Source organism: Pseudomonas sp. NFX71, from assembly GCF_048079215.1.
Lineage (GTDB): Bacteria > Pseudomonadota > Gammaproteobacteria > Pseudomonadales > Pseudomonadaceae > Aquipseudomonas > Aquipseudomonas fluorescens_B.
Genome location: NZ_CP182230.1, coordinates 5,605,145 through 5,617,228, shown reverse-complemented (window position 1 = coordinate 5,617,228; position 12,084 = coordinate 5,605,145). Strand labels below are relative to the sequence as shown.

Sequence of the window (12,084 nt, the reverse complement as noted above, 5' to 3'; positions counted from 1 at the left end):
ATCAATGTGGACTGCGCATCAAAATGCACGACCTTCACGCGCTTGCCTACTGTAAGAAATAACAGTGGAGCCCGGTTTTTTTCACCACCGCATCCGCACACCCAGACTGCCAATCAACCCATTCAAATCATTGTCATCCACATCACTGCTGTAATCGGCGCTGAAGTACAGACTCACGGCGGGCGTCACCCTGGCCACCAGACCCAACCCCACTTCGACGGTGGATGAGTAGCGACTGCTGCTGATCTTGTCGACCTGATCGAGGGTCACGGTATTGCCGGTGTACACCGTGTGCCACAAGTTGGTCCGCACATACGGTTCAACGGCGAGGCCCTTGATGTCGTAACTGCCTTTCAGTCGCGCACCGACCCGGCCGCTCCAGGAGGACAGGTCGCTGGACGAGGCATTTCCCGATCCTGCATAAGGGGTGTCCAGTGTGACTCGCTGATTGATCAACTGCGCCTGAGGTTCGACGACCCAGTTGTCGCTCAGACCAATCGGAAAGCCGCCTTCCACCGAGAAGGTGACTGCGCTGCCTTCGGTGACTTGCCGGGCGCCTTGTTCGCTGCGGCTGATGCCGTTGACCCGACCGCCGCTGGCCGTCAAATCCACGTGCCAGCCTTGGGGGCCGGTCAGCCTGTAGTAGGCGCCGAGGCTCTGACCTTGCAGGTTAAGCGTGTCGGTATTGGGGGCGGCGAGGGCGCGACTGGTCAGCAGGCCGTTGCCGTTACTCTGGAATTGACTGGTGCCGCCGATCAGACCGAACTGCTGGGTATGGCCGCTACCACTTTGCAGGGTCAGGATCGCCGGACCTTTGAATTGATGGGCACCAGGAAGCGTGAAGCCCTGAGACTGGTAATCGGTTTGAGCCTGCCGCGACGTCTGCCCGTACAGCTGATCCCAGGCTAAGGGTGCAGCGTCTTCGATGGTCAGGTGTGAACTTCGCAAATCAGGGTTGGCGCTGAAGCGGCCGGGGTAGGTTGAGGCGAGCGCGGGCAAGGTAAGCGCCGGGACCTCCTGGTCATACCAGAGGGATGTTTCTTCCTCGGCAGGTGAGGCCTGCACTTCCATGGATGAGCACAGCAGGAGTGAGCTCGAGACTGTGCAAAAAGTGACTTTGATCTCTTGTGGGGTGAATGAAGTTTTCATGGAGGTCTACCTTGCAGTCGCATGCGGTATCTCGCTCTGGCGTCTCTCCTACCCCGATTGAGGGGCGACCGAATGGCGTGGGGCAAGCCTTGGCCCGCTCGTTTTCACGGGTGTCTGGGGGATTGCCTCAGGTGTTAATTCCGGGGTAGTACCGTGTAGCTAAGAAGACCCGTGGCGCTGCGTCAAGAAAATGGCCGATAAGTGGTAGTGCTATTTTAGCGTTCGCAAGTGACTGATTTTCGACGGCCATCTAAGTTATTGTTTGTTCGAAAAAACGTCATGAAACCTTCGGGCTAGAGGCTTTTTGGTAGCTTGCTATCATCTTACCAGGTGATTCGCACACCCAGATTTGCCGACCTCCCGCGCAATGGATTGCTGTCGATATTGCTACTGTAGTCGGCACTGGCGTACACGCTGACGGACGACGCGAGGCTCAGCACCACCCCGACACCCAGATCGGCGGAAGCGGATTTTTGTTGGGTTTCGATCGGATAGGTCCCGAATGTCACCGTGTCAGTGCCCGAAAAGGTCTGCCAAAGATTGGCTCGCAGATAGGGCTCGATTGGCCGGCCACTGACTGCATAACGGCCCTTGAGTCGAGCCCCCAGGCGCCCGGTCCAGAGGCCATCGGCATCGAACGAGACGCGTGAAACGCCATCGTCCTGGCTGTCGAGATCGATTTTCTGGTGGATCACTTGCACCTGGGGCTCCACGACCCAGTCGCCCGCTAGCGCAATCGGATAACCGGCCTCGGCCGAAAGGGTGAGGGCGTGGCCGCGGTTGTCGAGTTTCAGTCCGCGTTCGGAACGGTTGTCGCCTCTCAGTCGAGTGCCCATTGCGACGGCGTCGACGTACCAGCCTTCGGGATCAGTCAACGTCCAGTACAGGCCAAAGCTCTCGCCTTCCAGCTTGACTTTGCCCGCACGCTTGCCTTCAAAACCCTGATTGAAACCGTCCACATTGCCCCGCAAGCGGGTGTGGCCGACGAACAGACCAGTGCGCCAGGTCTGGCCGCTGGGCGTTTGTGAGCTGTACACGTCGTTTCCGACTTGAAAACCGTCAAGCGATCCATCGAGTCGCGGCGATACAGTGCCAGCCCAGGTCTGGTCAAGGTTCCTGCCATAGACCCGGCCCCAGCCAGCGCCGACGGTACCGGTTTCTTTAAGCAGGCGCTGATCGCCCTGGCGATCATGGAACGTCCCGAGCGCCGCCATGGTCAGCTGTGCCGCTGCCGGCGGTATGACTGACCAGGTCGGGACCTCCGGACGGTACAAGGGAATCGGCGCCGCTCCGGCGACGGCGATGGGCAAAGTTGGCGTTCCGGCAGCCGCCACCGGAGTGCCCTCGGCAGAGGTCACAATAGTGGAGCGCAGGAACCAACTGTTTTCGCTGCCTGCAGTGATTCCTCCCTTGAACAGAAAGTACTCGTAAGGCCCGCCCGAAACCGGGCCCCTTAGGGCAAAGGCCCCGTTGTCGCTGGTCGTCGTTCCCTGTGCCTGAACCACCTGGACACCGTCTTGCAGGGTCAAACCGCCGGATCCTCCGACGTTGCTGACGGTAAGCAGAGTGTTTCCGGTCATTGTCCCGTTGTTGACCACCAGTTTATCGCTGGGGGAATTGTCTGCGCCGAGCGCGCTTTGCAACACTAACTGACCGCCGCTGCCCGAATAATTGCCCTGTACCGTCAGGGTGTCGTTGGTGCGGGTATTGCCGCTGCTCAAATCGATCGCGCCAGCGTTGTTCAAAGTGACGCGCTGAGCAGCAGAGAACGGCGTGATGCTGCCCTGGGTGGACGTCAGGATGCTATTGCCGTCGATATTGAACACACCCGTACCGCTGGCGTTATCGCCCAGCACAAAATTGCCGGCGAGGTCGAAGCGCGAGCCGTTGTTCAAGTTTACCGTTTCCCAGTTGATATAACGGCTGGCGCCCGCCGAGGCGGTCCGGTCGAACATCAGCATGTCGTTGCCGTTGCCGCCATCGATGGCCGGCGAGGCGGCGAGAATGCTTTCATCAAGACCGCGCAGCGTGGCGCTGTCATTGTCTTCACCCATGAGGATGGCCGAGTGGATGACACCGCCGCCGTCCCAGAGCAAGGTGTCATCACCAGCGCTGAGTCGGACTTCGCCGACGATCTCGCCTCCTGTCACCGTGACGCTATCGTTGCCGCCGCTGACACTGACATTGCCGCCGATCCACCCGCCGGAAACGATAAGGGTGTCAGTGCCAAATCCGGTAACGAGATTGCCAATAATCCGCCCGCCGGAGAGATCGAACAGGTTGTCATCGAGCTTCATGTCGACCCGGCCGATGGTCCCGGCGGTCATTCTGGCGTTATCGCCGTCCTCGAACGCGCCGACGATGGTGCCGCCGGTCATGAGGAAGGTGTCTCGACTGTCGCCTTGGGCGAGGGACGCGATGATTCCACCCGACATGATGAAGTCATCGATACCGTTGCCTTGGCTGACGGCACCGGTTATCTGGCCGGCGCTGATGATCAGTCTGTCGTCGCCATCGCCCTGATCGAGAGTGCCCGCGAGGCTGCCCGAGCTCATGTCTACGGTGTCGTCGCCGGCGCCAAAGATCACATTGCCGTTGAGGGTGCCGGTGCCATTGACGGGAAAGTTCAGGGTGTTATTGCCTGACAGATCGGTCAAAGGCCCACTGCTGCCGCTGTCACAAGTGAAACTGTCGTTGCCGGCGGTTGGTGTGAATGCGCAAGTGGCAAGAGTGGAAGGGGATGCGCCTATGCACAGCGAGAGGGAAATGGCGCAGGCCGAATAACGGCAATGGGGCAGGTGTGTCGAAAACGTCATGCTCGTCTCCACGCGTCGGAGGCGCCCGAGGCCTTCACTCGTCAGGAGTGACAGGGTTTCAGACGCTGTTGGCAGCGCGAATTGCGAGACGACATCGGTAATGCAAAAAAGCCGAACTGAATAAAACCTGGCAATGTTGGCCGCTACGGTTCCATCCGTACCTGCAACTGATACGGACACGTGCACCGTAACAACAGATTCTCAGCGTGGCTACTGTCAGAAATAACAGGTACGGCTGTTTTTTTTTAGCATGGGGTCAAACGAGGCCGGCGGCGAATCACAAATGCACCTCCACCGCCAACGGCAAATGATCCGACAAATGCGTCCATGGCCTGCTGCCCAATATTCGCGGTTCGTGGCTGCTGGCGTTGCGCAGGTAAATCCGGTCCAGGCGCAGCAACGGAAACCGCGCCGTATAGGTTTTGGCAGGACGACCGTGGTGACGTTCGAAGGCTTCGTGCAGGTAGTCACGGCGGGCGAGGGCGGTGTTGCCTTGCAGCTGCCAGTCGTTGAAGTCGCCGGCCTTGTTTCTACTAGGATATTGAAAGTTTTCGAGCAGAAGAACGCTTGGGCTGCTCTTCAATGGCGTGGAGCGTTGCTGTAAGTTCTGGTGAATGGTTTGATTCTGTATCGGAGGAGTGTGAAATTTCCGTTGATATTGTATTTTTTCTTTCAAGATAACTGATTTCATCATACTCAACGATTTCATCTGTAACCGGTTCTACGTAAACATCGAAAGTATCATCTGCGAAGTCTACCCTTATCGCTCTCAGTCCAAAGTCATCCAAAATTCGCTGCGTGGATTTTCCGTTGACTGTTTTATTCATGAAAGCTTCCAACAGTTCTGATGATCCACTTTCCATGTTTCTGGTGACCTGAAGTGTCTGCCGATTGCTAACAGCCCATCGACGTATTATGGAAGGCAGGTGTCCGAAAAAACCTCCAGCTTTCGAGACCCTGTCGTATTGAAATTTCGCTACGTCATTTGCGAAATAGTTTGAGCTGTCTGGGTTTCGATAATTGTCTTCGAACGTCCAGGTATGTCGTTCAAATACATTGGTAAAACTATCTGGCTTGTACACCGATGGGTCATACCGTGATACCGATTGGAATTCGTGCTTCGGTTTTGCGGTGTGTATCAAATTTTCCTTGACCACATCCAATCGTTTTTTTGTTGCTTCGTCGGCTAAGTCGAAGCGCTCTTGTAGGTCTGGATCGTGGTATGAAAGTCTAGACTTGCTGGTCCGCTCTGTTATGGGTGTACGGAACAACCCATCAGCGTCAAAAAAACTCACCGGATTATTTACAGCCATCAGGTATCGATTAAGCCCTTCTACATCACCCGCCGGGTCCGGACACATCCATCGCTGCAACCACGGCGCATAGTAACGATACCCATAGTAATAAAGCCCTGCGGCATCCCGCTCCATTCCCGAATAGCGTCGAGTCTTGTATTTCGTCTCCAAAGAGCTAACTCCCGCCCACCATGCGGTTCCGCCATACGGGTAAAAACCTTCCTGGTTGATCAGGCGAGCGTTTTCATCAAGCTCTGCGGTACATGAACCAAGCAGATCCGTCAGGCCAAAACGACGTTGATCCTGAATAACATCTTTTGGCGGCATTGTTTCCCAATGCAGAACTCGAACCTGGTTCTGGCCCGCCCTCACATTGAGGACGTGGCGCTCTTCGCCGCTCGCGTTATCAATATGTATTTCGAGTCCTTTCAGGTAACGCACCTCAGCGCGCAATGTGCGGCTGCTCGTTTGAGTAAGTCGCACTTTGCGCAGTCGCTCACTGCGCTCACCGTAAACATAAAATTCCAGATCGTCCGGGCCATCCTCCCGCACGACCATCGTGACCCGATGCAGTTGATTTCGAGCGTTCCAGCTCATGACCTGACCGCGCGTTAGTTGCGTTTGATTACCGGCGGCATCAAACCCGCTGGCGATTGCTTCCTCATCAGGTGGAGATGTTTCATCGAACACGGTTAAACAACGGTTACTGCATTTGGAAACGGCCATATTCAATGCCGGCGAGCCGCTATGGTGGCGAGAAAGCAGATTGCCGGAAGCATCATAAGAGAAGGATTGGGTGTAATTGATGAGCTGATTCGCATCCAATGGTGTGGGCAGTATGGATGGGAGGGCAGGGCCATGACTACTTGAAGCCACTTGTCTTCCATGGGCCTTAACCAACTGGTAAAGGCTGTCATAGCAATAGCTATTGCTGGGGTCGGTTCGCTGGTTTTTGAAGTGACGGACGAGCTGTGCCTTGTCTTCGAGGCGACATATATTGCCCACTGGATCGTAGTGGTAATGCAAGTCTTGATGCGGGGCAAAGCCGGGGACACCACTCGACAGTCGAATCAGGCGGCCGTCGTCAGCACTGTATTGCGAGGTCGTCACCACTCCGTTACCGGCCGTTTCGCTTTCAGCTTGGCCCGAGGCGTTGTAATGAATGTCGCTGACCAGCACGTGCGTTGATTGGCCCACACCCGCGAGTTTCAGCCGAACCTCTTTGAGCTCTCCGGCCAGCGTATAGGTAAATGACCGAAGATTATTCCCGGCATCAGTCTCACTGCGCATTGCACCTGCTGCGTAGTAGGAGTGATATGAAACATAACCTGCGCCATCCTCAAGCAATGCATCGCGCATCGGCAGAGCGAGTGGCCAGTCTGGTGTGTCCAGCCTTTTCAAAAAGCGCAGGACTTCTACGATTGGCACACCGCTTACCGTGTACTCCGCCCACAATTGGCTGCCAGCAGCATGATCATGACGAACACGTTGGCCGCATTGGTTATGGGCCGAAAACTCAGTGCTCGCAGTGCCGTAGATCAATCGCTCGACGATAAGCTGTGATTCGCTGGCCAACTGCTCGCTGATGGTAACCGGGCGTTGAAGCCAATCGTACTCGTTTTGACGCTGGCTGCCGCGACTGTCCCAACTCACCAGTGATGAGCTTGCGTCATTCAGCAAATCCACTTTCCAACCAGCGTCGACACTGTTGGTCAGTAGCGTTTGACCCGACAGTCCGTGCACCGTTGCCACATTGGGTGTCGGTGAGTCTTCCCACAGTCTTGGGTCCCAGCTCGCCACCTTTTGCCCGGCAGCGTTGAAGGCTTGACGAGTGATCCGCGACTCCGCGATCTGGATTGCATGCTCACGACAGTAGGCGACGATACGGACAGGCAGCCCCCGAGAGTCCATCACTGCCAACGTCGGAGTGTTGCTGTCGTGACACGCAAGGGAAGTCATCGTGAACCGTCGTTTCCGCCCAATGAACAGTTGACAAAGGATGCCTTCAATCCAGGCGACGGGATACTGTAAGAACTAACAGGTATTGGCTACAAATGCACTTCCACCGCCAATGGCAAATGATCCGACAAATGCGTCCATGGCCTGCTGCCCAATATTCGCGGTTCGTGGCTGCTGGCGTTGCGCAGGTAAATCCGGTCCAGGCGCAGCAACGGAAACCGTGCCGGATAGGTTTTGGCAGGGCGACCGTGGTGACGTTCGAAGGCTTCGTGCAGGTAGTCACGGCGGGCGAGGGCGGTGTTGCCTTGCAGCTGCCAGTCGTTGAAGTCGCCGGCGATGATCACCGGGGCATCGTCGGGCAATGATTCCAGCAGTTGGCAGAGTAATTCGAGCTGCAACTGGCGATGACTTTCCAGCAGGCTCAGGTGCACGCAGATCGCATGGACTTCGGCGTGGCCCGGTACGTCCAGCACACAATGCAGCAGTCCTCGGCGTTCGGGCCCGGTGATCGAGACGTCGAGGTTTCGGTATTCGCGGATAGGGTACTTGGACAGCAGGGCGTTGCCGTGGTGACCATCGGGGTATACCGCATTGCGCCCGTAGGCGAAATCGCTCCACATGCTGTCGGCCAGAAACTCGTATTGCGAGGTCTGCGGCCAATTGTTGAAACGGGAAGAGTGCCGCTCGTGTTCACCGACGACTTCCTGCAGGAACACCAGGTCCGCGGAAGTACTGCGTACCGCCTCACGCAGTTCCGGAAGAATGAAGCGTCGGTTGAGCGCGGTAAACCCCTTGTGGGTGTTGACCGTCAACACCCGCAATCGATGAATTGCCGGGGGCGTGTTCAATGGCACCGAGTCGACGGCCTGCGGCTTGGAATCATTGGTCACGTTCACTCCTCTGAATCAGGGTTGCCTATGCATGCGACTGAAACCGGCGCAGGCAGTTCAGTCCGAATGTAACGCCTTCCCCTGTGGGATCGGTGTCGTTCAGACGAACACGATTTCATACGGCAACCGCATCCGCTCAAGCAGCACCGGTGGCAGCAGCGGGGGAATACCGATGGCCGGTTCACCGTCGAGCTGACTGGCGTAAGCATGGGTGGCGTGGCTTTTGCGCGCAACGGTCCAGGTATCGAGGCGGACCTTGCGTGCGCGGTGCCAGGGGATCAATCCACTGTCACGCGATGGCCAATGCCAGGCCCAGACGGGCATTTCGTTGAACGCCGCACCGACGGAGGCTGCGGCTTTGGCGCTGGCGCGGCCGACGGTTTCATGGTCGACATTGCCGTCCTCGCACCAGGTGGTGAACACCACATCGCCAGGCCGCAGGTAGCGGGTAATGAACTGGGTCAATTGAAGCTCGCGCTCGGCCAGGGCGTTGTCGGTAAAACCGCCGCGAATCCACTTCAGGCTGTGCATCGGCAACCCGAGCCGGCGCAGGGCTTCGACGCTTTCCTGGGGGCGGAACACGCTGAGGCGTTTCTCCGACCACTGCTGCGACCCCGGATGACTGGCGCTGCCGTCGGTGATCGAGATCAATTGCAGGGGATGGCCAAGGGTACTGAGTAATTGCAGGAGACCGCCGCAGGTCACGACTTCGTCACCGGGATGCGGCGCGATCACCACGGCGCGCGCGCCAGCAGGGACCAGGGTCTGAGTGTTGATGACCGGAACATTGTCCAGCTGAAGAGCGCTGTTCCAGACTTGCGCTGATGGACTGCTGTCGCTGATGGAAACGGATTTCATCGGGCTACGTCCTTGTTCACGTTGATAGCAAAGTGCCGCGCTCCGAACCCTGGATTGCAGCGAGCAGAGTATTGCTCAAGATCGGCTATTCGTCGCGTCGAGTTTGATCCGCTCGGCTTTTCATCCGGGATGCACCAGGTCGCGCAAGTAGTCACCGAAGCCACCCCGGGCCCGGCTGTCCAGTCGGGCACTGGTGAGTACCTGGGGCCGATGACTCCAGGCAATTGTCGCGCCGCAGCGTTCGAGTTGCCGCACCAGTTGCACGTCTTCGTCGCATGCCAGGGGTTCGAAACCGCCGGCGAGCCGGTAGGCCTCGGCGCTGATGCCGAGATTGGCGCCGTGAATATGCCGATGTCCTTCACGGTTCTGATAGTGCTGGTGATAGCGAATCTGTGCCAATTCACTGAAGGATTCATCCCAGGTTTCTACGGTCACCGTGCCGCACACCGCATCCACCTCCAGCGACAGTTGCGCCACCAACCAGTCGTGAGCGACGCGACTGTCGGCGTCGGAGCAGGAAATCCAGCGCGCCCCGCGATCCAGCAAAAACCGCGCACCCGCAGCGCGGGCCTGGCCAACATTGCGTGCATTGATTTCCAGGCAGTGCACCGGGTAGTTGCCGACGATGTCGGACGAGCGATCGGTGCAACTGTCGAGCACCACCAGCACCTCGACCGCCTCACCGTCCAGCAGTTCATGTTGCGCGGCACCCAGCGCGGCTTGCAGGCAGTCTTCGAGCAAGGCTTCTTCGTTGTGCGCCGGGATCAGAATGCCAATCATCGCAAGCCCTCCAGCGCCGCCACGGAGCGCGGTTCGCGGCTCCAGAGTTCCAACAGGAAATCGGCTTCCTGATGCAAGACCAGGCGTGGCAGATGCAAATGCTCGTGCAGCAAGTCATGGACCTGCCGGGCATTGAGCGGGCAACCATCGATCGGCGGGCGCCAGTGGCAGGCCAGCAGTTGGCCGTCGGCAGTCAGTGACTGTGTCGCCTGTTTGATGAGTTGATTGAGGTCACCGGCGTCCAGGTAGTAACCGACTTCACTGAGCACGATCAGGTCGAACTGCTCGTTCGGCCAGTCGCCGGGCAAGCGGCTTTGGCGCACTTCAGCGTGGTCGAACAGACTCAGGCGCGTTCTGGCCAGCGTCACGGCGGCGGCTGCGGTGTCGCAACACAACAGACGGTCGCAACGTGTGGCCAGCTCGGCGCTCAGTTCACCGTTGGCGCAACCGGGTTCGAAGATGGAGCGGTAGCGGGGGCGGGGCAACGCGGCGAGGGTGATCGCGCGCTTGCGCTGTTCGTACCAGCGCTGACGAAACGCCCAGGGATCGTCGCTACCGGCGAACAACCCGTCGAAGTAGCGATCCTCGACGCTCATAGAAACACCACTTCGAACGGTTGCAGCAAACGATCAAGCACGTACGGTGCCAGCACCGGCGGCAAGCCGATATTCGGGTCGCCTTCCAGTTGGCTGGCGAAGGCATGGATGGCATGACGCTTGCGCGCGACCAGCGGCGGGGCCAGGAGGATTTTTCGCGCACGCTGCCACGGCACCAGACTGTCTTCAGGGGTTGCCCAATGCCAGGTCCAGACGGGCAGTTCATGCACCGTTGCCCCGACGCGTTTCGCCGCTGCGGCACTGGCACGCCCGACTGCTTCATGGTCGCAATGGCCGTCTTCGCGCCATGTGGTGAAGACCACGTCGTTGGGGCGCAGGTGACGCTCGATGAATTCAGCCAATTGCGTTTCCCGCGCTGCCACCTGACTGTCGGCAAACCCGCCGCGCAGCCATTTAAGGCTGTGTAACGGCAGACCGAGTCGACGCAACGCTTCAACGGATTCCTGCGGACGGACCGCGCTCAAGCGCTCTACCGGCCAGCGCCGGGAGCCGGGGTGGCTGGCACTGCCATCGGTGACCGAGATCAGTTGCAACGGCCGCTGAGCGGCGGCGAGCAATTGCAGGAAACCGCCGCAGCCGAGCACTTCGTCGTCCGGGTGCGGGGCCACGATCACGGCCCGGGAACCTTCGGGCACCAGGTCGAGAATGTCGATCACCGGCATTTGGGCCAGGTGGCTGGAGGTTTGCCACAGGTGCAAGGGTGTGCCCTGACCGACGATGGGATTGGTTTTCATAACGTCCATGTTCCCTTGATGATGTGCTGGCCGAGCGCGGCGAGGTCGCGTTCGGCGTGGCTTTGGCGCAGGAACACCGGCAGGTCGGCGATCAGTCGGGCGAATTGCCGGTCCTTGCAATAAGGGCCGGCGCCGAGGGCGTGGCCGACGTGCAGGATCACCTGTTCGACGGCATTCTCAACCACCGCACGGGCGCGGCGAGCGAGGCGTTCGGCGTTTTCCTGTGGGGCGGCATCGATGCTCAACGCGCTGAATCGCAATACCGTTGCCGCGGCGTGCAGCGCGCTGTCGACGGCGCCAAGGTGGGCGAGGGCGTGGGGTTCTTCGCGATGGCCGCAGTGACTGCGCAGGCGTTCGGCGAGACTCTGCGCCGCGCCGTACCAGCACGCCGCAATGCCGATCCCGCCTTGCCAGAAACCCGGGCGTTGCAGGTAGTCGCCGGGGTTGCCGATGGCCTGCGCCTCGGCGCCGTCGAACAGCACTTCGACGCTGCCGGTGGCGCCCATGCCCAGCGCTTGCCAGCCTTGATCGGTGACGGTTACGCCGGGCTGGTCCAGCGCCACTGCGACCAGTTGCTGGCGCTCCTGTTCATCCCACGCCGTCAGCAACGCGTGGCTCAACACCGCCGCGCCTGAACACCAGGCCTTTCGCCCGTTCAGCGCAACCATCTGGCCTTGAGGGCTGACCCGCACCCGGGCGTCCGGCGGCTCGGCGGCCCACATTCCCCAAGTGCTGGAAGGCGTGGGCGAACCGCCGAGTTGCTGAATGATCGCCAGGGCATCGGTATGACCTTCGTACAACTTGCACAACCCCAGATCATGCCCGCCGACCTCGGCCAGACGCTGAAAGCGCTCCAGCGTCCGGCCGCTGCCCGGCAGCGGAAGCTGATCGAGACCGGCCTCGACCAGCTTCCGCAGGCACCGGCCTAGCGCCCGTGTGTCGGCGTAGTCCGCTGACTGTCGCTGAAGAAAAGCCTGTAGGTCCAT

The 12,084-nt window shown here is 59.1% G+C and carries 10 protein-coding genes; all 10 read right to left on the bottom strand.

The genetic code is table 11. From position 1 onward, the window contains the following. Positions 1 to 81: 81 nt before the first annotated feature. Positions 82 to 1,149 carry an autotransporter domain-containing protein gene (locus ACM1ZW_RS26130; protein ID WP_414879229.1) on the bottom strand — a complete coding sequence of 356 codons (1,068 nt, stop codon included), beginning with the start codon at positions 1,147 to 1,149 and terminating at the stop codon, positions 82 to 84. Positions 1,150 to 1,472: 323 nt separating this feature from the next. Next, on the bottom strand, positions 1,473 to 3,965 hold the full coding sequence (locus tag ACM1ZW_RS26125) for an autotransporter outer membrane beta-barrel domain-containing protein (RefSeq protein WP_416739665.1): 2,493 nt from the start codon (positions 3,963 to 3,965) through the stop codon (positions 1,473 to 1,475). A gap of 277 nt (positions 3,966 to 4,242) precedes the next feature. Next, positions 4,243 to 4,548: a hypothetical protein gene (locus ACM1ZW_RS26120; RefSeq protein WP_416739664.1), complete on the bottom strand. Its 306-nt coding sequence runs from the start codon at positions 4,546 to 4,548 to the stop codon at positions 4,243 to 4,245. Continuing rightward, on the bottom strand, positions 4,499 to 7,219 hold the full coding sequence (locus ACM1ZW_RS26115) for an RHS repeat domain-containing protein (RefSeq protein WP_416739663.1): 2,721 nt from the start codon (positions 7,217 to 7,219) through the stop codon (positions 4,499 to 4,501). The genes ACM1ZW_RS26120 and ACM1ZW_RS26115 overlap by 50 nt, the downstream gene beginning before the upstream one ends. An 89-nt stretch (positions 7,220 to 7,308) precedes the next feature. After that, positions 7,309 to 8,109 carry an endonuclease/exonuclease/phosphatase family protein gene (locus ACM1ZW_RS26110; RefSeq protein ID WP_017339079.1) on the bottom strand — a complete coding sequence of 267 codons (801 nt, stop codon included), beginning with the start codon at positions 8,107 to 8,109 and terminating at the stop codon, positions 7,309 to 7,311. Positions 8,110 to 8,208: 99 nt separating this feature from the next. Beyond that, the gene (locus ACM1ZW_RS26105) at positions 8,209 to 8,967 is read right to left on the bottom strand and encodes a PIG-L deacetylase family protein (RefSeq protein WP_017339078.1); all 759 of its coding nucleotides are present in this window, start codon (positions 8,965 to 8,967) and stop codon (positions 8,209 to 8,211) included. Between the two features lie 120 nt (positions 8,968 to 9,087). Beyond that, complete coding sequence (locus ACM1ZW_RS26100) at positions 9,088 to 9,747, bottom strand: glycosyltransferase (protein ID WP_416739662.1); 660 nt, start codon at positions 9,745 to 9,747, stop codon at positions 9,088 to 9,090. Beyond that, positions 9,744 to 10,343, bottom strand: coding sequence for an SAM-dependent methyltransferase (locus ACM1ZW_RS26095; RefSeq protein WP_414883944.1), 600 nt, complete (start codon positions 10,341 to 10,343; stop codon positions 9,744 to 9,746). Before ACM1ZW_RS26095 ends, ACM1ZW_RS26100 begins: the two co-directional genes overlap by 4 nt. After that, entirely contained in the window at positions 10,340 to 11,098 is a 759-nt protein-coding gene (locus ACM1ZW_RS26090) for a PIG-L deacetylase family protein (protein WP_017339075.1), read from the bottom strand. Before ACM1ZW_RS26090 ends, ACM1ZW_RS26095 begins: the two co-directional genes overlap by 4 nt. After that, entirely contained in the window at positions 11,095 to 12,084 is a 990-nt protein-coding gene (locus ACM1ZW_RS26085; RefSeq protein ID WP_416739661.1) for an acyl-CoA dehydrogenase, read from the bottom strand. The genes ACM1ZW_RS26090 and ACM1ZW_RS26085 overlap by 4 nt, the downstream gene beginning before the upstream one ends.

Coding starts and splice junctions, on each gene's coding strand:
- ACM1ZW_RS26095 (WP_414883944.1), bottom strand. CDS start 10,343: ATGAGCGTCGAGGATCGCTACTTCGACGGGTTGTTCGCCGGTAGCGAC.
- ACM1ZW_RS26100 (WP_416739662.1), bottom strand. CDS start 9,747: ATGATTGGCATTCTGATCCCGGCGCACAACGAAGAAGCCTTGCTCGAA.
- ACM1ZW_RS26130 (WP_414879229.1), bottom strand. CDS start 1,149: ATGAAAACTTCATTCACCCCACAAGAGATCAAAGTCACTTTTTGCACA.
- ACM1ZW_RS26085 (WP_416739661.1), bottom strand. CDS start 12,084: ATGGACCTACAGGCTTTTCTTCAGCGACAGTCAGCGGACTACGCCGAC.
- ACM1ZW_RS26125 (WP_416739665.1), bottom strand. CDS start 3,965: ATGACGTTTTCGACACACCTGCCCCATTGCCGTTATTCGGCCTGCGCC.
- ACM1ZW_RS26090 (WP_017339075.1), bottom strand. CDS start 11,098: ATGAAAACCAATCCCATCGTCGGTCAGGGCACACCCTTGCACCTGTGG.
- ACM1ZW_RS26105 (WP_017339078.1), bottom strand. CDS start 8,967: ATGAAATCCGTTTCCATCAGCGACAGCAGTCCATCAGCGCAAGTCTGG.
- ACM1ZW_RS26115 (WP_416739663.1), bottom strand. CDS start 7,219: ATGACTTCCCTTGCGTGTCACGACAGCAACACTCCGACGTTGGCAGTG.